A 23216-nucleotide genomic window follows, 5' to 3' on the forward strand; every position below is an offset into this window, starting at 1 on the left:
CGTTGCGGGCGAACGTCGGCCGGCGTGGCCTCCGTCGTCCTGCCGCCGCCGAGAGGTACCCGTGGCCGCCGCCCGTCCGTGTGCCGGTCGCCGGACCGCCTGGTAGCGTCGATTACGTAGGTTCCACCCATACCGCCGCGGCGTCGCCCTGCGGGGCTGCCGTTGATCGGCAGAGGAACGGGATCACATGGCACCGCACAGCTTCCGCATCGGGGCAGCAGCGGCCGGGGTCGCTCTGGGCCTCCTGACAGCACCAGCCCCGAGCGCGGCCGGCGCCGTACCACCACACATCGGTACCGGCAAGGCCGTGACGTCACGCTTCGTGCCGGGTCCCTGTCCCAAGCCCCCTGAGCCGATCGAAGCGCTGGCCACCGCCCGGTGCGGATTCCTGGAGGTCCCGGAGAACCGTGCCCGTCCCGACAGCCGGACCATCCGGCTGGCCGTGGCGGTCATACCGGCCACCTCGGCGAAGCCCGCCCAGGACCCCGTGGTGTTCATGGCGGGCGGTCCCGGTGGCGAGGTCTTCGACGACATACCGTTCCTGGTCTCCTCCGGCCTCAACCGCGACCGCGAACTGATCGTCATGGCCCAGCGCGGCAATCTGTACGACAAGCCCAACCTGGCCTGCCCGGAGTTGGACCGCTTCTACGCCACGTCCGTGGGGCTCCCCTCCTACGCGCCGCAGACGCAGCGGCTCATGGTCGACGCGGCGAAGCAGTGCCGGGACCGCCTGGCGGCCGACGGAACCGACCTGAGTGCCTACAACAGCACCGAGAACGCCGCCGACTTCGCCGACCTGCGCACAGCGCTCGGCATCAAGCAGTGGAACGTCTACGGACACTCCTACGGCAGCAACCTGGCCATGACCTACCTGCGCCTGCACCCCCAGGGGATCCGCGCGGTGGCGCTCGACTCCATCGCCCCTTCGCAGTACGTCTCCCTGCCCTTCGCCTGGTCCGGCGCCCAAGAGGGCCTCGAGAACCTCTACAAGGCCTGCGCGGCGGAGCCCAGCTGCAAGAGCCGCTACCCGGACATCGAGCGCACCCTGAACGAGCAGGTGCGCAAGCTGGACGCCCAGCCGCTGACGCTCAACGTCCGGCCACCGCAGGGCGGAGACCCGGTGAAGGTCGTCCTCGACGGCGGCGCGCTGGTGAACCTGCTGGTCGCCAAGGCGATCCCGTTCGCCGAGGTCCCGGCGGCGATCGAAGAACTCGGCCGCGGACGTCCGGAGCGCTTCGCCCGGGCCCGCGCCGCCGGCTCGGTCCAGGTCGTCGGCCAGTCCGCCCACGGTCTGACGAATTCGGTGGTGTGCAGCGAGTGGGTGCCGGACCGCTCGGCGTCCGACCTGCTGAACGCGGGCCGCGAGGCGTTCCCCGACTGGCCGGACCCGGTCCTGGCGCAGGCGCCCCAACTGGCCTTCCAGGAAGAGGTGTGCCGTGTCTGGAACGTCCCGGACCGCACCGGCACGATGCGGGTGGCCCCCGTCAGCTCGGTGCCGACGCTCTTCATCAACGGGACGGGTGACATGAAGACCGGGGCGAGCTGGGCGCAGAAGACGGCCCGTCAGCTGTCCCAGTCGACCACCGTTCAGGTCCCCGGCATCGGGCACTGGGTGGTCCCGCAGTCGCCCTGCGCCCAGAAGGTGCTGGCTTCGTTCCTCGCCCGTCCGACCGCGCCCGACACCAGCTGCGTGGCGGGCCTCAAGTGGGAACCGTTCACGATCACGCCGAAGTGACCGGGAGCGGCACGTCGTGGCTTCGGGGACTTCGAGAAAGTGGGTGGTGTCCGTGAAACGGATGGTGTCGTTGTGCACCGCCGGGGGCGCCATGGTCGCGGCTGTACTGGCCGGTTCCGCACCGCAGACACACGCGACCGGCGACGACCGTGAGAAGCGCAGCGCAGAAGTTCTCCAGGAGCTGGTGCCTTCCGCTGATGGGCCGGGCTGTGCGGCAGCTGTGGGCGTACGGGGCAGCGTTGTCTGGGAGGCGGGGAGAGGGAAGGCCGATCTGACGACCGGGCGCGCCATCACCTCGAAGACGGTCTTCGACATGGCATCCAACTCCAAGCAATTCACCGCGGACGCCGTCCTCTTGCTGGCCGGGCGCCACCAACTCGCGCTGAGCGACCCCCTGTCCGACTTCCTCGACAATCCGCCCGCCTGGACGCGGGACGTCACGCTGGGCGACCTGATGCGTCACACCAGCGGCATCGCCGACTACCAGGATCTGCTGGAGGCCAAGGGCATCGAGCTGACGGATCCGGCCGGCCAGAAGGAAGCGATCGCGGCCATCCTCGCCTCACAGCCGGAAGACCCGCCAGGTAAGCGCTTCTCCTACTCCAACTCCAACTACGTCCTCCTGGCACACGTCGTCGAGAAGGTCACCGGCAAGCCGTTCCCGACCTTCCTCCAACAGGAATTCTTCACCCCACTGAACCTGCGCATGACTTTGTCCCCGGCAGTAGACGTTCCCGGCAAGGCGAAGTCATACGACGAGAAGGACGGAAAGTTCACCCCCAATTCCTCCCCCTGGAAACAGTACGGAGACGGATCCGTCCAAACCACCCCCGGGGAATTCGTCCGCTGGGCCGACAATTACCGCACCGGTCGCATCGGTGGAACGGAACTGCTCAACGGAGTCACGGAGGGAGCGGTGAGCGTGGGTGACGTCCTGCGTCAGCGAGGCATCGAAGAAGGGCGCTACGGGGCCGGAATCCTCCTTCTCCCCGACAAGGGCCTGGTGCATCGAGGCGACTGGGAAGGATTCCACAGCACCTTCAAGGTGAGCCCGGACCGCAACACCGCCGTCACCGTCGCGTGCAACGAGGACTCGGCCGACAATTTCCGTGCGGCCAATCAACTGCTGGACATATGGGCCAAATGACCCCTCGGTCCGCGCCGCTGTTCGGTGGGGCCGATTCCGCTCGTGAGGAGGCCGGTATGGAGGAGCACTTCGTCTGGGTGACAACGCGCCGCATCAAGCCGGGCACCCTGGAGGAGTTCGAGCGGGCGTGGCGCCCGGGTTCCCTCCCGGACGGCATGCGCCGCGCGTACGCGTACTGGTCCGAGGACGGGCAGGAGATCACCGGCGTGTCCCTCTGGGACTCCAGGCAAGCGTGTGACGCGTGGCGGTCCTCGGACGCGGAGAATCGGCGGCGTGAGGTCATGGCCCCGTACGTCGTCGAGGAGCGGGAAAGCTTCTACCGCGGAGGTGAACTCACCCTCCCCGCACGGTAACTCGGAGCCCGTGTCGGTCGAGAACGGCCATGAGCTTCCGCTTGCGCTTCTGGTCGCCGCGCAGGGCGGCCAGGAAGGTGACGAACTCGGCTTCTGTGCCCAGCGTGCGATGACAGGCTCGGGCGCCGAGCAGTAGCTGCGCGAGGCGTTCGTACGTACTGTCACCGGTCTGCTCGAGCAGCGGCTCGATGCAGCGGAGATAGACGCCCAGCGCATCGGCCGGCTGCTGCTCGCGGATACGGCCGGCGAGGGCGAGCCACTGCCGCTCGTTGGCGTATCCGTCGGTGGCGGCCTGCCAGGCGGGCTGGAAGTCGTTGTCGTCGATGAGCGCGTCGATCAGCAGAGAGCCGTCCCGCCGGCAAACCTCCCTGGGCCGGGCGGCCTTCAGTACCTCCAGGGCGCCCGCGCGTTCGGCGACCTCCCAGATTCCGGCCGCACGGGCCGTCGTACGCAGGTGTCGATAGGCGGCCGGTGAGGGACGGGCGCGCAACAGCTCCCTTCGGACCTCGACTGCGTCTGCCAGGCGGTCGGCCCGCTCGTAGCGCGCGCAGACGAACGCGACCAGATCGTCGTCCGGTCCCCACTCCGAGACGGACTCCCGCAGTCCGCGTTCCGCCCACTCCAGGGCTTCGTCCGCGCGGCCCGCTCTCTCCAGCTCTCTGGCGATCACCAGGTGAGTGTGGCCGTTCGGGACGAGGTCCGCCGAGTGGACCGCGACCAGTGTGTCCACGCTGTCGCCGTCGACCTTCAGGAGGCGCTCCATGAGGTATTTCTCCGCCCACCCCTTCGGGTTGGCCCGCCAGGCGGCCACCACCAATGCGCGCGCCCGGGCCAGGCCCGGGCTACCGAGTACCTCCCGGTAGTCGAAGAGGTCGATGTCGGCGGCGCCGTTCACCTCGTCCAGCAGATACGGCACCAGCCACTCGGCGGTCTCCACCTGATCGGGCCGGGCAGCCCGGCAGGCTTCGAGATGGGCTTCGGCCAGCCCGGCGGCCACGGCCCCGATCAGCCCGTCCGAGTCGTCGATCTCCCCGTACGTGCGGCCCAGAGCCCGCAGGGCCTCGCGGGCCACCTCCACCGCGTCCGAGGCCCGGCCGCTCGCCGTCAGCGCGCGCAGCGCTGTGACCGCCTCGGCCGCTTGCCGACCGTAGGCGCGGGCGTCGGCGTACTCGACGTAGCCGTAGCGGGCGAAAGGGCGGGTGTCGAGGAGGCTCAGAATGCGTTCGCGGACGATGCCGGTGTCCTCGCCGGCGGTGGCCGCGCGCAATTCCAGGCGGCGCCGCAAGGCACGGTCATCGGCGAGCTGCTCCCTTACCAGGGCAAGCAGCTCTTCCCGGGTGCGGGACTCCAGCCATGTGTCCAGCAGTCGGGTGCGCGAGGCGGCGGCCGACCGCTGCCGCGGCACGGATTCGGCCTGCCTCAGGACGGCCAGGCCGACCGCCACACAGTGCTTGCAGAAGTTGCCCTCCTGCCCGTACGGGCAGTCGCACCAGCCGCTGAGCCCGCTGTCCTCGTCTTCGGTCAGCTCCACCTCGTAGGCGTCGGTTCCGTCGACGGTGGCGGTGATCGCTTCGTACCCGATCTCCAGCCGCGAGACCGCGGACAGATAGCCGAGCCCCCGCTCGAACGAGCGCGGCCCCGCCAGCCGACGAAGGTCTTTCTCGGTGAAACCCGGAGCCTGTGCCACGTCATTCATTGAATCGGATGGAAACCCCTCACCACCGCTCTTCGCGGATGTTCCAGGCCCTGCCGCCACCCGCGAACCGGCCGGAGGCCGCCCACCCCGTGAGCGGCCTCCCGCACACTCCGGTGCACTCAGGGTCGGCATTCGGGCGACGGCGAAACGATCAGGCGGGTGATTCCTCGCACGGTGACTTCCCATGGCTCAGGCGGACGCTTCCCTGTGGTGCGGCATCGGAGCCGTGCTCGGTGGTTCGCTCGGCCCGGCCGCTCAGGGCGCACACGCGCGCACGGCGGAATTCCAAGAACGCGCTGCGGCATGTGCGGCCCCAGGGCCGATCGCACATGCCTCCGCCGGCCTCGACTTCGGCGGCAAGGAGCTCAGTACGGCAAGTGCGGGCCGCACGGCGGCCTCCATCACGGCCGCGCTGACCGCCGGACCGCTTCTCGGGTCGAGCGCGGCTGTGGTGCGGGTCTCCGACCAGGCGGCGGCCGATCTGATCCGGCAGGCGGTCGCCGCCCGGCTCGCCGAGGTGGCGGTGATCGTCTCGGACCGGTCGGAGAACCGGCGGCTCGATGTCACCAGCGGACTGACCGAGGGTCTGCTCACCACCGCCGACAGCGCGGGCCGCATCCCGCTCAGCCCCAGGGACATCGGCCGGGTCGCGGCCCTGAAGACCCTCGGCGACCAACTGCCCACCGCGTCGGCCCGGGTGAAGGCCACCGCGCTGGGTTCCGCCGTCGCGATGGGACTGCTCGACGAGGAACCGACCCGCCCCGTGCACCGTATGGAAGGCCACACGTCGCTGGCCGGCAGGGCGGCCGCGGCGGCGCGAGCCGCCTCCGTCCGCGCGCTCGCGCCCGGGTCCGCCGCCGCTCTCGACAAGGTGCTCGACTGGCCCGCCAGGCCGGCTCACAGTCGAGCCTGAAGGACATCCGCGTCGAACGGGACTGCGAGCGCCGCGTGCTGCGTGAACAAGCCGACGGCGTGATCGCCCAGCGGACGGCCGCGGACGCCGAGCTGACGAAATCCCTGAACGCGCGCCGGCCGCAACTCCCGGTCATCCCCCACGTGATCGTCGGCGGCGGATGGGCGGCCACGGTCGACTACCTCACGCTGCCCCCGGTCGCGAGCGCCGGCGTCGATGTGCCGCCCGTCCTGACGGTGTCCGCGGGCTACGGAGTGGTCAACGATCTCGGGGAGTTCCGCAGCCCTGGCCGGCATGCCCACGTACCAGGCGAACGTCACCGGGATCGAAGCCCGGCCGGCCGGGTCGGCCGCGGCGGACTGGCCTGCCGAAGCCCGGTACCGCCTGATGACCGGCGACCGGCGACCGGCGACCGGCGGCCCCTGTACGCCCGCTCACTGGACCTGGCCACCGGTCTCGGCCCGCCCAGGATCCCGCAGGCGGTCGGCGACCAGTTGGCCGGTCGGACCTTCGCCGATCCGGGTACGGGCTACCAAGTGACATTCGGCCCTGCCGGTGACCCGCGGATCCTCGATCCCCAGGGCGAGCCGTACAACGGGCAGTTGCCCGAGAGCGCCGGCCGGCTGCTCGGCGTGCAGAACGTCGAGGGCACACCGAAGAGGCTGTACGAGCCGTTCCTGCTCGATCCCCAAGGCCGGCCCACCGAACGCCGCGTGATCGACCCGGTGTCTCTGGACCCTGACCTACGAGCCCGGCTCGGCTTCCGGACCGCGGGTTACCGCGACCCCAGGTTCGTCGTGGACCCGGACTCCTCCTACTCGGTCCACCCGATGACCGGGGCCGTCGTCCTGACCGCGAGTGGCGAGCCGGTCGACCGCACCACCCTGCCACCCGGGACGCTGGTCCGCCTCGACGCCCTCGTCCGCGCACACCGGGTGCAGTTCGGGGGGTCGATCGCACAGCGGCCAGGACCGATACGACAGACCTGTCGAGAGTCGCCCTTCCGAAGCCCGAAGCCCGAAGCCCGAAGCCCGGAAGTGGTGGCACATCTGCCTGCTGGAAAGGGACGCCGCTCATGTCCGCACCGTCGACGGTCGACCACAACGCCCGTGGATACAGCGTTGAGCTTGCCTATTGGGTGGTCCAGGCCGCCGAGCTGGCCTACAAGGACGAGGACGCCATCGAGCAGAAGGCCCGGGAATGGGGTTTCGACCAGGTGCGCCACCACCACACCCGCTTCACGCCGCCCTTCCCGCTCCAAGACACCCAGGCGTACACCATCGCCAGCGATCGGATGATCACCACAGGCTTCCGGGGCACGGAACCGGCCCAGATCCGCGACTGGCTCTCTGACGCCACGACCCCGCCCTGGCCGGGCCCCGCCAAGACCGGCTACATCCACTACGGCATCGGCGAGGCCCTGTACTCCGTCTTCCCCTCCGTCCGCGACACCCTCGCGGAGCTCCGCGACCACGACCAGAGCGTGTGGTTCACCGGGCACAGCCTCGGCGGCGCCCTGGCGATGCTCGCCGGATGCAGGCTCTACCTGGAGGAGCCGCGCCTGCAGGTGGACGGCATCTACACCTTCGGCCAGCCCCGAACCTGCGACCGGCTCCTGGCGTCCGCCTGCAACAAGGGCTTCAAGGACCGGCTGCACCGCTTTGTCAACAACAACGACATCGTCCCCCAGCTCCCGCCCGAGCCCGCGTACACCCACGTCAACACCCTGCGCTACATCGACTCCAACGGCCGCATCCGCACCTCCATGCCATTGCTGGGTGCCCTCACCGACCGGGCCAAGGGCATGACCGCGGACCTCCTCGCACCGGCCGCCGATGCCGTACGCGACCACCCCGTCAAGCAGTACGTGGCAGCGCTGGAGAAGAACCTCGCCTGACGCCGTCCGGCTCCGGGCGGCCGGGCCTGGTCGCCGATGAAGCTCAGGCGCTGACGGCGACCGGGTCGGTGCGGACGCCCGCCTGGGAGGCCGGAGTGATGCCTGCGCTGAACGTCCGTGACCAGACGCTCGTCCTGGGCGAGGAGATCATCGAGACCCCGCCCCAGGGCCGTGCCCGCTACTTCGAATCGCACCATCTCAAGCCGCTGTTCTACGATTACTTCCAGCGCGGCGCGAGATGGACGGTGATGCCGCGCCCGGTCATGACGGACTGTTCCTTCGACACCTCGTACGTCAGCGGCTCGACCACCGCGTCCATGCAGTACATCGCCGACCCGCACCCCTCGCAGCTGGACGTCGGCACGGAGATGATGACCGATGCCGCGCAGTGCGTGCGCTTCGGACGGGACGGCCTGGTCAACGTCTCCACGCGGAACCACCAACTGGGCTTCGAGTGGCTGCGGCGGCACCCGGTCGGCCGCTTCCGGCTGCACCGCGTACCGGCTCGCCGACCACCACCTCGACAGCACCGTGCTGGCCCTGCGGCCCGGTGTCCTGCTGGTGCGGGACCCCTCGTTCGTCCCCCGGCTGCCGGAGCCGCTGCGCCGGTGGAGGATCATTTTCCCGCCGAAGCCGGACTTGAACTCGTTCCCTGGCTACGCGGCCGACGGCCTCGTCCTGACCAGCCCGTTCATCGACCTCAACGTCCTCTCCCCCTCGCCGGACACCGTCATGGTCAATGCCCTCTGCCCGGGCAGGCGGCGTAACCGACCCGCGGAGTGCCCGGCAGAGACGCGCGCGAAGGGGTGCAGCTGGGGTCGGCGACGTGCCACCGTTGCCACTGCTGCCCCCTCCCGCCGGGCTGAGCGGAAGCGGCGGGTACGAACGGTCTCGGAGCAACTGATGGGCGTGAGCCCCGGCCGGATCCCGATGCGCCGAGTTCGCGGCTCGTTCCAGCAGGGGCGTACGCCTCGGCCGGCTCGGTGCCCAGCTTGGAATGATCACAGAAGAAATCGTCCGCGGGCAGGAGAACGGAGGAGGAGGTGGGCAGCACGGGGAGGGCAAGCCCAAGCCGCCAAAGGGCGAGCAGGGTGAGCAGGGTTTCCAGGGTGCGCAGGGGTTCCAGGGGTTCCAGGGGTTCCAGGGTTCGCAGGGTTCGGGTTCCCAGGGCGTGCAGGGGAACCAGGGGTTCCAGGGTTTGCAGGGTTCGGGTTCCCAGGGCGTGCAGGGGTTCCAGGGGTTCCAGGGGTTCCAGGGTTTGCAGGGTTCGGGTTCCCAGGGCGTGCAGGGGAACCAGGGGTTCCAGGGTGAGCAGGGTTCGACGGGTTCGGGTTCGCAGGGTGAGCAGGGGTTCCAGGGGAACCAGGGCTTCCAGGGTTCGCAGGGTTCGGGTTCCCAGGGTGAGCAGGGGAACCAGGGGTTCCAGGGTGAGCAGGGTTCGACGGGTTCGGGTGCCCAGGGTGAGCAGGGGTTCCAAGGGAACCAGGGGTTCCAGGGCTTCCAGGGTTTGCAGGGTTCCGGCTCGCAGGGGTTCCAGGGGGAGCAGGGGGAGCAGGGCTTCCAAGGCGTGCAGGGCAACCAAGGCAACCAGGGCAACCCGGGCTTCCAAGGCAACCAGGGGTTCCAGGGAGAGCAGGGTGAGCAAGGCGAGCAGGGGTTCCAGGGCAACCAGGGGGAGCAGGGGTTCCAGGGCTTCCAAGGGGTGCAGGGCACCCAAGGCGCCCAAGGCGCCCAAGGCCTGCAGGGCAACCAGGGCGTACAGGGCAACCAGGGCAACCAGGGCTTCCAGGGCAACCAGGGGCAGCAGGGGAACCAGGGTGAGCAAGGCGAGCAGGGGGAGCAGGGCAACCAGGGGGAGCAGGGGTTCCAGGGCTTCCAAGGCGTGCAGGGCACCCAAGGCACCCAAGGCGCCCAAGGCGCCCAAGGCCTGCAGGGCAACCAGGGCGTACAGGGCAACCAGGGCAACCAAGGCTTCCAGGGCAACCAGGGGCAGCAGGGGAACCAGGGTGAGCAAGGCGAGCAGGGGGAGCAGGGCAACCAGGGGGAGCAGGGGGAGCAGGGCTTCCAAGGCGTGCAGGGCACCCAAGGCACCCAAGGCGCCCAAGGCCTGCAGGGCAACCAGGGCGTACAGGGCAACCAGGGCAACCAAGGCTTCCAAGGCGGGCAGGGCAACCAGGGCTTCCAGGGCACGCAGGGCCCGAGCGTCGGGGCGCAGAGCACGGTCCACACGGCTGTCGGCATGGGAAGTGCCAGCATCACGTGCCCCGCCGGCCGCTTCGCCCTCGGCGGCGGCTTCCAGACAGCAAGCAACAACCAAGAGACCATCCGCAGCCGTCCTAACGGGGGCACTGCGATGACTCCGGCTAATGGTTGGCAGGCCGCCCTGGACGGTACTGACAGCATCACCGTCTGGGTCGTATGCGCGCCGTGACCCCCTGCCGCGAGCCTCGGTCGGTCGGAGCTCGCGGCCACATCGAGTGACAGCACCCAGGGGGGCGATGCCCACAGATACCCGCGTTTGTCTCTCGGCCAACTCGGTCGTGTTACCAGATCGGTGAGGTAGACCCTGTGAGAAAGCGGACGGGACTGTGGACCGGACTCGCCGCAGCCGTCGTGGTCGCCAACCTGGCGACCGGCTGGGCTCACCTCCTCAACGGTGGCTCCCAGGCCACGCCCACGGCTGGATCCAGGCCCGAAGCACCAGCGGTCAAGCCCGCGTCGAAAGCACAGGAACTGCTCCAACGAGGCATCGATCAAGGCGAGAACAAGGATTTCTCCGGGGCAACAAGCAGTTTCAGGCAGGTCTTGGACCTGGATCCCGCCAACAAACACGCCTGGTACAACCTCGGCGTCATCGCCCAGCACGACCACAGGACGGCCGACGCACGCGCGGCTTACGACCACGCCCTGAAGGTCGATCCGGATTTCGGATCGGCCCTATACAACAAGGCGATCCTGCTCGAGTCCAGCGACCCCGATCAGGCGATCGCAATCTACCGGCGCATCGTGAGCGCCGACCCCAAGGCTGCCACGGCCTATCTGCGCCTTGGGCAGGCCCTGGCGAAGAAGGGCCGTGACGGCGAGGCCGAGGACGCGTTCAGCTTCGCCGTCCACGCCGACCCGTCCCTCCGACAGCTCGTCCCGGAGCAGTTCCGGGATTCCACGAGCGCAACACCGACAGCCACTCAGGCAGGTACCAGAAGATGACCTCATCCCCGACCCCGAAGTTTTCCGTCTTCACCCCCAGCCACCGACCGCGTTTCCTGGACGAATGCCTCACGACGCTACAAGCGCAGACCTGCTCCGACTGGGAGTGGATCGTGCTGCTCAACAGCGGTGCGCGATGGCGGCCGGAACACCCTGACGACCGTGTCCGAGTGGTGGTTTCCGACGAACTCCACGGGGTCGGAGCGGCCAAGCGCCGCGCCTGCGAACTGGCGCGCGGCGAAATCCTCGTCGAGCTCGACCATGACGACCTGCTGGCGAAGGACTGCCTGGCGGAACTGGCGAAGGCATTCGACGAGAACCCCGACGCCGTCCTCGTCTACAGCAATTGCGCTCATGTCACCGAAGACGGAGGCCGTGACGAAACGCGGTTCAACGAGTCGCACGGCTGGCAGTACGAGGAGGTGCATGTGGACGGTCGCAGGTTTCTGCAGGTCAACGCCATGGCGCCGACTCCGCACAACGTGTCGTACATCTGGTACGCCCCCAACCATGTGCGGGCGTTCCGCAAGAACGCCTACGAGCAGGTCGGCGGGTATGACGCCACGCGCACGGTGCTGGATGACCAGGACCTGATGTGCCGCCTCTTCCAGGCCGGCGACTTCCACCACATCCCCCGATGCCTCTACCTGCAGCGGATGCACCCCCACAACACCCAGCGCGACGCCGAGATCAACGCGCACATCCAGCGCGAGACCGTCGCCCTGTACGACAAATACATTGAGCCCACCGCGCTCGCCTGGGCCAAGCGGCGCGGCTTGCTCGCGCTGGACCTCGGCGCCGCGCACCGCAAGCCGCCCGGCTACCTGGGAGTGGACCAACACCCGCGGGACGGCGTCGACATCGTGGCAACGCTGCCCGAGCCGCTGGACCTCCCTGACAACTCGGTCGGTCTGCTGCGCGCGGTGGACTTCCTGGAGCACGTGCCCGCGAAGATTCCGCTGATCAACGAGCTGTACCGCCTGCTGGCGCCGGGCGGCATGCTTCTTTCTCTGACGCCCAGCTCCGACGGCCGTGGCGCGTACCAGGACCCGACACATGTCGCCTACTACAACGAGAACTCGTTCTGGTATTACACCGACAACCAATACCGCGCATTCGTACCGGACATCCAGGCCCGGTTCCAAAGTTCGCGTTTGGTCACCTACTACCCAACCGATTGGCACTCGAAGAACCGCATTTCCTACGTGCAGGCCAATCTGATCGCGGTGAAGGCCGGCGCCGAACGGTGCGGCGGTCCACTGTTGGTGTGACATTCAAGTCGGGCCGCACCGGCTCTTCCGAAGTCCGCCAGGACTTCGGAAGAGCCCTCAGGTGCTGATGTCGAAGAAGAAGAGCTGCACCAGGCGGTGACTGCCGTGTTCGCCGGAGAAGTGCTCGTACGACGTGGCCGAGTGCATCAGCTTCGCGTCCCAGATCACCAGCCGGTTGTACTGGCCGGAGACCGACTCGATCAGCTCCCAGTTGTCCTCGTGCTCGATGTTGTACGGGTCGTAGACGACCGAGCGCGCGGCATCGACGGCCCCGGGGCTGCCGAGGCGTGCCACTTCCTTCGGGTGGTTGGGTGCACGTCGACAGCCGTGGGTCCTGTCGCGCCAGAAGCTGGTGCCGGCACCGGCAGGAGGGTTCGGGTTCAGGTAGATCGCGGCGGCGTGGCTCTGCGAGTCGTGGTGCCAGACCAGCGGGTCGTCGTACGCGGTCTGCTGGAAGACGCCGTTGGCGTTGTGGCCGAGCCACTCCGTGACCGGAGTGCCGAGCAGCCGCGAGAACTCCTCACGCAGACGCGGCCAGAGGAACCGGTGGTCGCTGCGCAGCCCTTTGAAGTACCGCGGATCCGTGTGGTAGCTGGCGCCGAGCGCGATCCGGCGGACCTCGTCCGGGTCGTCGAGGAAGTCGTCCACGGAGAGCAGGTGCGGTGCGGTGGGAGTGAACAGCCGCTTGGCGGCGGGCTTGCGCTGCGCGTCCTTGAGGACGTCGGTGGGAACCACCATAGGCAGCTGCGCCGGGCCGCTCGAGATCAGGTAGCCACCGTCACCGCGGTCCTCCAGTACGAAGGCCACCTCACCGCCGAAGTTGACCTGCTCCCCCGGGCTGAACGACATGTCCGGACTTCCTTCGCCGCGTATTGGCTGACGCGCGAAGGCTACCGGCCGACTCCCCACGATTCCCATGTTCCCGGGCATGAATACCCATATCGGAGCATCCATCGCCTATCAGAGCATTCAGAACTTGCTCCGTGTGGTTGGGCTCTGCCACGCCCGACTTCGTCACCGCTCTGCATGGGGAGCCATACGAGAGCCCGCGCTACGCCTCTTCGTCGTCGGGGACCGCTATGTGGCCGAGGCCGTCACCGCGCTGGTGGACGGTGCAGCGGGCCGTGTTGCCGTATGGGCGCACGACGGGCACATCGCGAAAGGCGCTTACGCGGCCGGGGTGCCCGCACTCGGCAGCCTGCTGCGCCGCCGCCACGGCGACGCCTATTACGCCCTGGGCCTGCTCTTCGGCAAGGGGCAGTTCCGGGCCCGCCGGGGGAACGACACCACCGGCCCGGCGGACCGGTACCGGATCGGCGGCGCGGGCCGGTCGGTCGAATCCCGGCTCGCGGCCGCCTTGCCGGGCGACTATCTGGTCGATCTGCGGGGCGGGCGGCGAAGGCGGCACCCGCCGTACAGGAATGGCTGCGAGGCCCCGGCCTCCAACGCAGCTTCGGTGCCAACGTCCCCCCGGTTCACCTACCGCTTCCACCTCGCACCGCGCGTGCCGGCCGAGGAGTACGACGGACTCGCGTTCGTGGCGAAAGTCGACCTGCTCCCGTCCCGTGTCCCGATGGGCACGTGGGACTCCAGCGGCGCCCCCTCGGCCCTGCGCACCACGGCTCTGGGAATGGCCTCCCCCTCGACGATCAGCTCGCCCGCCTTGCCGTTCAGCCGGACGTCGACTCTTCCGAACCGGGGATCGTCGACGGGCACGTAGTCGAAGACGTGAGCGGACACGGGACTCCCTGCTCAAGGACAACCCGGACAGCCCTCTTTTCCAGTTCCAGCATGCGGGACGGCCGCCCGCCGACCGTATGGGATCGGCCACCCGCTCAAATGCGTCAGAAAGTCGGCAATCGGTCAGCGTGAGTCATGGAAGACCTGGGGAAAGCTGACCGAACGTGCGAAGGGTTGTAATCTGCGGGGACCGCCCTTGACCTGTGGGAAGCAGGCAGGGAGCAGACAATCCGGGAGTTTTCCGATGCTTCGTACCATGTTCAAGTCCCACATCTGACATCCGGACGTTTCCGCAGGTCAGCGGCGTGGTGGCGGAGCTTTGGTCAGCAATCGGTCAGCATCGGCCCCTGGGGTTGCTCGCGAAAGCACACCAGCTGGCGGTCGCGCATGTTGCTGGTGTTCGGGGCTTGGCGGCGCGTCTTGACGGCTTCTGTCACGTGGAGCTCGACGTCGTTGAAGCCGTGCGCGAGTACGAGGAATCTCAATTCCGATCGCCGCAGGGGGATTCCTCCGGTGCTGCGGCCGGCTGGACCCGGACCGGTACTACCGATGGCGGGTCCAGCTGGATCGAGCTTGCCTCAAGGAGCTGCTGTCACGGGGCGACCTCATCCCTCCCAGCGAGAGCCGACGCCGGCGGGATGTCCTACGTTGGCCACCTTCGGCCTCGGGCCGGACACGTGGAGGCGGCCTGCGCCATGGGCGTGCGTGCCGACGTTCCATCAGCATGCACGCGTTGCTCCCAGCACGGCGCGTGGAAGCTGAACACCGTCCCGTAGCCGTCAGTCGCTCTCGAATACCTCCCTGAAGGTCCAAAACCTTCCGAGTCGACCTATGATGCAGGTCACGGCCTGGATCTCCAGAGGAGGGAGAGTCCAGGGAACGGCGCGGTCGAGCCTGGGCCAGGGCCGTGTGCAAGGGGGGTGTGTATGCCCGACGGGCAGACGGTTTCTGCGGCATCGCGGAATGTTGCAGAGCTGGTCCGCGCATTCTCGTCCGGAATTTCTGAGCGGGACCTGGTTGTAGAGGCCAAGAGGCAGTTCGGCAGGCTGCCAGAGCAGCGGGTGGTCAAGCTGATCGCCGAGGCGGTCCGCGGAGGTCTGCTGATCACTTCGGGGGATCGTCTCCTTCTCGCTGCTCCGCAGGAACCGGTACTCCCGGCTCCGGTTGCGCCGGAGCAGGCCGAGGTAGGCACACAATCCGCTGTCGCTTCGCCGTTGGACGAGACTTCCCTGCTGCGGACCGTCGCGCTCGACGTTGAGAGTGTCGTACGGACCAAGGCCACCGCGCCCTACCTGGAACGACACGTATACGAGGTGGCGGCCGTCAGGTTCGGCGCCGACCGGGAATGGGTCGCGGCGGCACCCCGCTGGCAGCGCTTCCTCAGGTTTCCTGGAGACAGTGAGGAGTTGCGTGACAGCAGCGTGCACAACGCTGTACTGGGCCAGGGAGTGCCCCGACAACAGGCGTGGACGGAGTTGGGCGAGTTTCTGTCGGGTGCCGACGTCGTAATCGCCTATAACGGCGAGGCGCTGGACTTTCCCGTCGTCAGTGAAGCGGCGAAACAGGCCGGTGTGAAGGATCCGCTCTCCGACGTACGCACTGTCGACGCCCTGTACCTCACCCACGCCATCTGGCCGACGGCCGCGTCCCACCGACTTCAGGACATGGCGGTCCAGCTCGGTGTGCCCCGCTCGGGGTTGCGCGCCCACACCGCGGACGGTGATGCGGTCCTGCTGGTCCGTCTCCTTGAACGCGCGGCCTCCGAATTCGCCTTCCGCACAGCCGAACTGCGTGCTCTAGTCTCCGATGTTTGCCCCGACTCCGACGCGTGGCGGTTGTTGCGGGAACTGGCTGAGGGTGAGTCCACCACCAAGCGCGAGCCGCTCGTGTGGGCGCATGCGCACGTGGCCCGCCTGCTGAGTGCTGAGTTCACGCAGCACGCGCCACGCCGCACCGCTGACGGAGTGGTCCCGGGCAAGGGCGTCGTGAACGTACCGGCCGTCCTGCGGAGCATCGACGGACGGGTCGATCCGACCGCTCTCGCGCGGGTCGTGCACGGCGCACACGTCGAGCCTCGCCCCGCCCAGCAAACCATGACGATGAAACTGCATGACTGGACCGACCGCGGCGTCAGCGGCCTGCTGGAAGCACCCACGGGCACCGGCAAGAGCTATGCGGTGCTCGCCTCTGCGCTGGACTGGCTCGCCGGAGGCGACAACCGTACCGCTGTTATCGCCACGTACACCAAACAGCTGCAGAGCCAGCTGGCGAGGGACATCAAGGACTTGGAGCGGGCCCTGCCTGGCATCCTTGGCGCCGCTGACCTGGTCAAAGGAAAATCCAACCGGCTCTCCCTGGCCGCTCTTACGAAGACCCTCGCCGAAGCCACTCACCCCCGCCCCTCCGGGAGCGAGCCCCGCGCTCATTTCTCCAGGCAGCGTCGCTTCCGCGAACTCGCCGTCTTTCTCGTACTCCGCCTGCTCGCCGCGAAAGAGCCCCCGCAGACATGGACGGCGAGATCGGTCGACCCGGTCGACCTACCGCCCTTCTTCATCGAGTACGTGGGCCGGGGCCTGGCACAGTGGCTGGAGTTGTTGTCCCAGCGCGACGGTGATTACGGACCCTCCACGAGCAACCCGCTGCACGTGCACACCGATACCGTCCGAGAGGCTATCGGCGGCCATCGCCTCATCCTCGCCAACCATGCGCTCGTCCTCTCCCACCTGGACGACCTGCGCGCCCTTGGGTCTGACGTGCTCCTGGTGATCGACGAGGCGCACGAGCTGGAGAACGCCGCCACCTCCGCGCTGACCGTCACCGCCGACTACCAAGACCTGGAAGCGTTGCTGCCGGAGTACTACGCGTGGCTCGCGGCCGCGCAGCCGGGCACCGCGCGGGACCAGGCCGGCGCGGCGATCGCCGACCTCGAACGCCTGCTTGACGATGAACGGCTTCCTCGGCTCGCCGCCCAGGCCTTCGATGCCCAGGCCAAGGGTGTGGGCGTACGGATCGGCAGCCGGGCGACCACGCTCGCCAGCCCGTACACCGGCACCTCCGGCACCCGGAACACGCGGCGGCTCGCGCTGGTAGTCGAGAGCATCGCCAAGGCACTCGCGAACTGCCGCATCACGCTGGAGCGGTACGTTGCTCAGCATGCAGTCGGGATCGATCCGCTGGTCCATGAGCGCCTGACCGCGCTCGCGGAACACATTGGCTCTCTGACCGAGGCCCTCGACCGGATCACGAGCGACATCCGCGACTTCCTCGACCCTGCCGTCACCCTGGACGAGGCGCTCCCGTCACGCGTGATCCACCTTGAAGAACTGGCGGAACCCAGGGTCGACTTGCGTTCCTACCGCTTCCGTGTCGCCACCAGCCCCATTGACCTGCCCGCCGATCCGGAGTGGCAGCGCTACCTGGAGTCCTTCGACCGCGTCCACTACGTCTCGGCGACCCTCCGGGTCTCAGGACAGTGGGACTTCATCCGAGCCCGGCTGGGACTGCCGGACGATCTTCCGGCACTGGCCCTGCCTTCCCCGTTCGACCTGCGCGGCCAGGCCGAGGTTGTGAGCTTCTCAGACTTCCCCTCCTGGGCGGAGCAGGAGGAGGGTGCGCTGCGGACCGTCGCGCACCAGGTCGCCGGCTTCGCGGCTGAGATGACACGCGAACGCGCCGACGGGAGGGGGTTCGACGGCGGCGGCTTGATCCTCACGACCGCCCGTTCGACCGCCGCGGGCATCGGCTTCCACCTCACCGAAGAGCTGCGCTCCCGTGCCCTGGGCACTCCGGTCGTCGAGGCCCTCACCCTTGGCAACGGCCGGGCCTATCAGGCGTTCACCGATCGGAGGGACGGGGGAGGTTTCCTCGTCGGCACCAAGGGACTCTGGCAGGGGGTCGATGTCTCCGACGCCGAACGGCTGCGCCTGGTCTGGATCAACAAACTGCCTTTCGCGCCGTTCGCCGCGCCGATCGTGGAAGCCCGGCGAGCAGCGGTCGCCGAACGCGCCGAGCACGCCGGCCACCCAGATCCGGAGGGCGCCGCCACCGAGCACTACTACCTGCCGCTCGCCGCGCTCCAGCTCCGCCAGGCGGTCGGCCGGCTCATCCGCTCCGATCGGCACCGGGGCGTCGTCGTCATCAGCGACCGCAAACTCGCCGGAGCGAGCAGTCTGCGCCGTGGCTACCGGCGTGCCTTCCTCGGCAGTCTCGACGGCGGACTGGAGCGCCCCGACCCGGACACCGGCGACGTGGGCGGCGGCAACGTCACCACCATGGCCGAAGGGTGGCGCCGCATCTGGCGGTTCATGGCGGCACATCGACTGCTGGACGCCGATCGGGCCGCCGCACTGTGCACGGACGAAGCCCTCGAACGGCACACCCTCCTGCCTCACACCCGCCGGATCCGCGAGCTCGCTCTGACCACCGAGGAGACACGGAAGCTGCGGGAACAGAACTCGCTCGCCGAGGAGGTCAGGGTCCGCTGCGCCCACATCGGCGGCCTGCTGCGGCTCGCCGACGAACCCGTGGACCTGAAACTGGCCCAGGAGTCCGTCATCACCGCCGTCGCCGAGGGCCGCAACGTCCTCGGACTGCTGCCAACCGGCTTCGGCAAGAGCTTCACCTTCCAGTTGCCCGCGCTAGTCCTGCCCGGCGTCACGGTGGTCGTCAGCCCGCTCGTCGCCCTCATGCACGACCAGGCCCTTGAACTCAACCGATCCATCGGCGGCGCGGTCCGCGCCCTGATCTCCCCACTGCGTGAGTCCAGCAGCAGGGCCGGAAAGACGGAGGTGTCGGACCAGCTCCTCGGCCGCGCCGACCACGGCATCCGCCTCGTCTATGTCAGCCCGGAACGCTTGTGCCAGCGGCGCTTCAGGGAGACCGTGCGCGCGGCCGCGGCGGCAGGACGGCTGACCCGGATCGCCGTCGACGAGGCACACACACTGGCGCAGTGGGAGGACTTCCGGCCGAGCATGCGCCGGGTCAGCCGGTTCCTGGACGAGCTGCGCCGGGATCACGGGGTGGCGGACACCGGGGTGACCGCCACGGCCAACAGCGCCGTCCACGAGGCGCTGCGCGAGGGAGTGTTCGGGCTGCCCGCCGGTGTGCCGGAGCCCGGCTCGCCCCGGGCGACCGCCGAAGCGGAGCACGCCGGTGTAGTGGACGGACTCGTGACCGTTCGCGAGAACCCGATCCGGCCCGAACTCGCCGTTTTCCGCCGCTCCCTCGACCGGCTTGGCCAGGGGGGTATCGCCGGACTGGTCGAGCGCGTCGTCGACGCGCTCGAGGGTCACGCCATCCTGTACTGCCTCACCGTCAAAGAGGTCAACACCCTCTACACACACCTGCGCGAGTACGTCGGTGACGCCGGCGTACGCGTGCTGCGGTACCACGGCCGGCTGACGGAAGCGGAGAAGGCGGCCGTCATGACCGAGTTCCGGGAGGCGCCCCGGGAGGGCGACGACGGCTTCGTGCCGGTCGTCGTGATCGCCACGTCGGCGTTCGGACTCGGGGTCAACAGGCCCGACGTACGGACCGTGATGTGCGCGTCGCCACCCACCGACCTGGCCGCGCTCTACCAGCAGCTGGGACGGGCCGGGCGCGATAGCGCGGGGAGCGGGACGACCGGTGACGGCCCCGTCAACAGCGGTCTCGCCCTCGCGACGAGCCGCGGTCTGCGCATGGTCCGCTTCATGACGGGCCAGGAACTGGCCCCCTCGCTCCTGCGGCGCATGGGTGGCCTCGTCCTCGCCCAGCGGGACGGCACACTCGATCCGGTGCGGTTGGCCGACGTGCTCATGGCCGAGGACGCCGCGAGCGGCGCGCTGAGCGAGGCGGAGCTCGAGGACAGGCATACGCAGGAGCGCTACCAGGGCGGCATCATGCGGGCGTTCACCGCGCTTGCCGATCTCGGGGCCGTCGAGGACCTCGGCGACCACCCGCCGTACTGCGCGATACGACCCGGCGACCTCAGGCCGGCGGGCCACGGTACGGGACGCCCGTGCACGACCGCGGAAGAGTACGGGGAGGAGGCGGCCGGGCTCGCGCGGCTGGAGCAGACCGTCATCGACATCGCTCTGTCCTCGGACAGCCCGGGCCACGTTGATGTCCAGCTCCTCGACCGGGAACTAGCCGCCCGGTGCACCGGCTACCGTTCGGTTGCCCACGGACCCGCTGCAACCTGGGAGCTGCTGGCCGACCTCCACGACAGGGGGCTCCTGGACGTCTCCGCTGCCCCCAGCCGCCGCCTCGTCACCGGATTGATCGTCCGCACCAGCTGCCTGCCGGACAACTTCCTCGCGCTGCTCGGCCGGCGCTGCCGCCGGGCCGCCGAGGAACTGGCCAGGCTGCGGGACTTCTTCAACGCGAGCACGGTCTGCGCCCAACGCGTCTTCGCCGACTACTTCGGCGTCGCCGATCTGCCCGACGGCTGCTGTACCACGGACCGCTGCCGCTGCTCCGCCTGCTGGGACACAGGCCAGTGGCCGGTGGAGGAACGGCGCCCCGCCATCGCCCAGGCCTTCTGCAGCCCGCGTCCCCGTGAGGGCGGCGACACCGACACCTCGCTACGGAACCAGCGGGTAGACCTTCAGGTCCACCGGCTGCTGCAGCTCCAGTCGCAAGGCTCGCACCCACGCCGCCTCTGGCACGCGCTGCGCGGCGACGAATCCTCGTACAACCCCAAGAGCCGAAAGATGATCCCCCTGCCGAAAGCGATACGGGAGAGCCGTCACTTCGGCGGCAGGGCCGACCTCCCCTATGTGGCAGTCGGTGCGAGCCTCGCACGGCTGGCCGACGCCGGCGCCGCTGTCGAGACCCCGGACGGCCTCTGGCGCGCCGTCCGCGCGACACGGCACCAGCAATCCCGCCGGCCGACAGCCGGACTGGAACGGAAGGATGGCGGGCGATGACCACGGTGATCACCATCGGAGCGGACCCATGGCAGCCGTACGTCGGCGAGCCCGTGCTTACCCCCGCCATGGCCAAGGGACACCGGAGCACGCCCGTCGGAGAGTTGGAGCGGCTGCGCCGCTACCTGGAGGCGGTGGTCGCCGACCGGGCGTGCCCAGTGCACACCGCGGTCGCCTTCAACGCGGCCTATTTCGGCTACGAACTCGGCAGCGAGGGGTACGGCAACGGCCCCTTCGACCTGGACGCCTTCCCCTCCCTGACGCTGGGTGACGAGGTACCGGCCCTGCCCGTCGGAGCGCTCGTCCGAATCGAAACCGGCTCCGACCCCCTGTACGCGGAGATCGTCTACAGGGAGGGCCGCCACCCGGGCGTCACGGAGGGCGCCGACGTACCAGCATGGGTGTCCGGGGCACCGGCTGGTGTGCGGGGTCCGCAGGAGCGCCCGGACGCACAGCGGCCCGTGCGACAGGAGCTGTTGGTCCCTGACCTCACGGCCTTCGGCCCGGCACTCCAGCTCGGTGAGGCGAAACTGAGGCGCTTCCGGGCCCGCCAGAAGTGGCTCAACAAGGACGGACACCTCGTCGTCGACGCTCGGTACGACTCAGCACAGCAAGCCGGGCTCGACGATTCGGCCGCCTTCGTGCACCACCTGCTCACGCACCAGCGTGAAGCACTGCTGAGCCCCCTCGTTCCCGTGTCCGTCGCCCACCTGGCTGGGAGCAGCGCACATGAGCGGCTCGAAGAGGCCCTCATTGGGCTGTGGGGCACCATCGCGCACGCCCTGCGAACCAGCGACAGCCTGCGCAGCTGGGGCCACTACGCGCTGACCCGTATCCGCATCGGGGCCGGGCTTCGCCACGACGGACCGCTCGGCGGAGCCGATGTTCGCGCCCTGGCCGGCTCCCTGGAACGCAGCGCCGCCCCGGCCACCCGGCGACGTCACGGCCTGACAGGCTCCCGCACCGTGTACACGGCGATCGGCCCCTGGCTGCGCGGAGTCGACGGTGCTGAACCCCTGCTGAGCGGAGTGGAGTACGCGGCCTCGGTGTGTCGCGCGAACCTGGCGGTTGCGGACTTCGTCCGCGGCGATACGGACAACGGCCTGCGCGCCGAGACCGATGTGCGGATCACCCTGGACGACGACTTCGAGAGCGGCGGCATCTGGCGGTCCCACCACCCGGGCTCCGAGGAAGCTGGCGAGCGCGATCCGCTGCATCCGGCAGGACGCGGGTGGCACGACACCCAGCAGCCGGCCGCGCCGCCCTGGAACGTCGCCATACCCCCACAGCGAGTTCAGCAGGAGAAGCCGGAAGAGGAGCCGGAGCCGGAGGATGAGCGGTACACCGACGCGCAGCCCGCCGACCCCCCGCTCGCGGACGGCGAACGGATCGGTCAGCCGAACTACGCGCGGATCAACGACAGCGAGGTCTGCTGGCAGCTACCGCTGCGCCTCGCCCACCTCATGGAGGACAGGCTGCCGCTGAACAGGCTGGTCCGGGGTGGGCTGGCGTACCTCGGGATGGACCGCCTCCCCGTACGCCTGGAGATCAGCCATCCCGGTGGAGACCTCGACGCGTCCGAGGAGGTGCAGGAGGTTGTACTGGACCTCACCGAAGAGACCGGCATGCTCCGGAACGTCCAATGGCCCATCGACTTCTTCCCCGGCCTGTGCCTGTACCTCCAGTGGCCGCGCGGTGGCACCGTCTTCAGGCTCCACACCGTAGAGCTGGAGGACCCCGTCGACATCGACGGGCAGCTCGTCGCACACCGCTACGACACCGCGGTCCTCATCCGGGAAGGAGCTCCGGGCAGCGGCCGGGATGGCGACTCCTCCCGCAGTCTGGACACGAGGCACCTCGTACTGCGTGCCGTACGACGCCTGGGCCGGCTCACGCTCGACGGGCACGCCCTGCTCGACCGGAGCGCCCTTCCCCGGGGCGTCTACGACACCACTCCGGCTCCGCACCAGGTCACCCTGCTGGAGCAGGCAGTGGACGACCTCCTTGCCGATCGGAACCTCTACCCGGCCACCGGCAGCCGTGGCACGGACGGTGAGCCCCACCACCCGGCCCGCGAGGGCGAGCCGCTGATCGCCCTGATCGGCTACGCGCCGAACCCCGTGGTGGTGCCACGGGCGGCGGCGGGCTGGGGTGCAGCTGCGTCCCCGCAGGACAGCCATGTCGAGCACTTCGTCCACGGCTTCCTGCGCAAGCTCCCCTCCGGCTCCGAACCGACCGACGCACAGCGCGCCGCCTACCGCGAACACTGCCGCCATGTCGGAAAGGCGGATGGCTGGGAACTGCCGAGCGGCTACACCTTCGTCACCGCACACTTCCGCCGACGCTGAG

Annotated in this window: 16 protein-coding genes; 11 read left to right on the plus strand and 5 right to left on the minus strand. The window is 69.1% G+C overall.

All coding sequences use genetic code 11. From position 1 onward, the window contains the following. The first annotated feature begins 187 nt into the window (after positions 1-187). The 3 genes from ACFV9H_RS00750 (at position 188) to ACFV9H_RS00760 (ending at position 3235) form a co-directional block, all read left to right on the plus strand. Positions 188-1735 (plus strand): alpha/beta fold hydrolase, encoded by a 1548-nt coding sequence (locus tag ACFV9H_RS00750; protein ID WP_385391467.1) that lies wholly within the window; start codon positions 188-190, stop codon positions 1733-1735. Between the two features lie 61 nt (positions 1736-1796). Beyond that, on the plus strand, positions 1797-2882 hold the full coding sequence (locus tag ACFV9H_RS00755; protein WP_385391586.1) for a serine hydrolase domain-containing protein: 1086 nt from the start codon (positions 1797-1799) through the stop codon (positions 2880-2882). A 56-nt stretch (positions 2883-2938) separates the two neighbouring features. Further along, positions 2939-3235 (plus strand): antibiotic biosynthesis monooxygenase, encoded by a 297-nt coding sequence (locus ACFV9H_RS00760; protein WP_385391469.1) that lies wholly within the window; start codon positions 2939-2941, stop codon positions 3233-3235. Here ACFV9H_RS00760 and ACFV9H_RS00765 read toward each other — a convergent pair. Beyond that, the gene (locus tag ACFV9H_RS00765; protein ID WP_385391471.1) at positions 3216-4931 is read right to left on the minus strand and encodes an SWIM zinc finger domain-containing protein; all 1716 of its coding nucleotides are present in this window, start codon (positions 4929-4931) and stop codon (positions 3216-3218) included. The genes ACFV9H_RS00760 and ACFV9H_RS00765 overlap by 20 nt on opposite strands. 184 nt (positions 4932-5115) lie before the next feature. Here ACFV9H_RS00765 and ACFV9H_RS00770 point away from each other — a divergent pair, with 184 nt between their 5' ends. Next, positions 5116-5844 carry a hypothetical protein gene (locus tag ACFV9H_RS00770; protein WP_385391473.1) on the plus strand — a complete coding sequence of 243 codons (729 nt, stop codon included), beginning with the start codon at positions 5116-5118 and terminating at the stop codon, positions 5842-5844. Here ACFV9H_RS00770 and ACFV9H_RS00775 read toward each other — a convergent pair. After that, positions 5829-6164 carry a hypothetical protein gene (locus tag ACFV9H_RS00775; RefSeq protein WP_385391475.1) on the minus strand — a complete coding sequence of 112 codons (336 nt, stop codon included), beginning with the start codon at positions 6162-6164 and terminating at the stop codon, positions 5829-5831. The two genes, ACFV9H_RS00770 and ACFV9H_RS00775, sit on opposite strands and share 16 nt — an antisense overlap. Positions 6165-6278: 114 nt before the next feature. After that, a complete protein-coding gene (locus ACFV9H_RS00780; protein ID WP_385391476.1) occupies positions 6279-6536 on the minus strand; it encodes a hypothetical protein in 258 nt (85 codons plus the stop codon). Between the two features lie 383 nt (positions 6537-6919). Between ACFV9H_RS00780 and ACFV9H_RS00785 the strand changes: the two genes are divergently transcribed. Then, positions 6920-7741, plus strand: coding sequence for a lipase family protein (locus ACFV9H_RS00785; protein WP_385391478.1), 822 nt, complete (start codon positions 6920-6922; stop codon positions 7739-7741). A 217-nt stretch (positions 7742-7958) separates the two neighbouring features. On the opposite strand, the gene ACFV9H_RS00790 is transcribed toward ACFV9H_RS00785, so the two are convergent. Further along, on the minus strand, positions 7959-8171 hold the full coding sequence (locus ACFV9H_RS00790; RefSeq protein WP_385391480.1) for a hypothetical protein: 213 nt from the start codon (positions 8169-8171) through the stop codon (positions 7959-7961). Positions 8172-8738: 567 nt separating this feature from the next. Between ACFV9H_RS00790 and ACFV9H_RS00795 the strand changes: the two genes are divergently transcribed. The 3 genes from ACFV9H_RS00795 (at position 8739) to ACFV9H_RS00805 (ending at position 12219) form a co-directional block, all read left to right on the plus strand. After that, the gene (locus ACFV9H_RS00795; RefSeq protein WP_385391481.1) at positions 8739-10172 is read left to right on the plus strand and encodes a hypothetical protein; all 1434 of its coding nucleotides are present in this window, start codon (positions 8739-8741) and stop codon (positions 10170-10172) included. A gap of 182 nt (positions 10173-10354) precedes the next feature. After that, a complete protein-coding gene (locus tag ACFV9H_RS00800; protein WP_385391483.1) occupies positions 10355-10948 on the plus strand; it encodes a tetratricopeptide repeat protein in 594 nt (197 codons plus the stop codon). Further along, entirely contained in the window at positions 10945-12219 is a 1275-nt protein-coding gene (locus tag ACFV9H_RS00805) for a glycosyltransferase (protein WP_385391485.1), read from the plus strand. Before ACFV9H_RS00800 ends, ACFV9H_RS00805 begins: the two co-directional genes overlap by 4 nt. A 57-nt stretch (positions 12220-12276) precedes the next feature. Here the strand turns inward: ACFV9H_RS00805 and ACFV9H_RS00810 are convergent, their stop codons facing one another. Next, positions 12277-13068, minus strand: a complete 792-nt coding sequence (locus tag ACFV9H_RS00810; protein ID WP_385391486.1) for a DUF6445 family protein — start codon at positions 13066-13068, stop codon at positions 12277-12279. Positions 13069-13204: 136 nt separating this feature from the next. Between ACFV9H_RS00810 and ACFV9H_RS00815 the strand changes: the two genes are divergently transcribed. The 3 genes from ACFV9H_RS00815 to ACFV9H_RS00825 all read left to right on the plus strand — a co-directional run bounded on the left by ACFV9H_RS00815 (position 13205) and on the right by ACFV9H_RS00825 (position 23215). After that, positions 13205-13939 carry an erythromycin esterase family protein gene (locus ACFV9H_RS00815; protein ID WP_385391588.1) on the plus strand — a complete coding sequence of 245 codons (735 nt, stop codon included), beginning with the start codon at positions 13205-13207 and terminating at the stop codon, positions 13937-13939. 1234 nt (positions 13940-15173) lie between these two features. Further along, positions 15174-20867, plus strand: a complete 5694-nt coding sequence (locus ACFV9H_RS00820) for a DEAD/DEAH box helicase (protein ID WP_385391487.1) — start codon at positions 15174-15176, stop codon at positions 20865-20867. Next, positions 20864-23215, plus strand: a complete 2352-nt coding sequence (locus ACFV9H_RS00825) for a hypothetical protein (RefSeq protein ID WP_385391488.1) — start codon at positions 20864-20866, stop codon at positions 23213-23215. Before ACFV9H_RS00820 ends, ACFV9H_RS00825 begins: the two co-directional genes overlap by 4 nt. The last annotated feature ends 1 nt before the right edge of the window (position 23216 follow it).

Origin of the sequence: Streptomyces sp. NPDC059874, assembly GCF_042731135.1 — a bacterium.
Classification (GTDB): Bacteria; Actinomycetota; Actinomycetes; order Streptomycetales; family Streptomycetaceae; genus Streptomyces.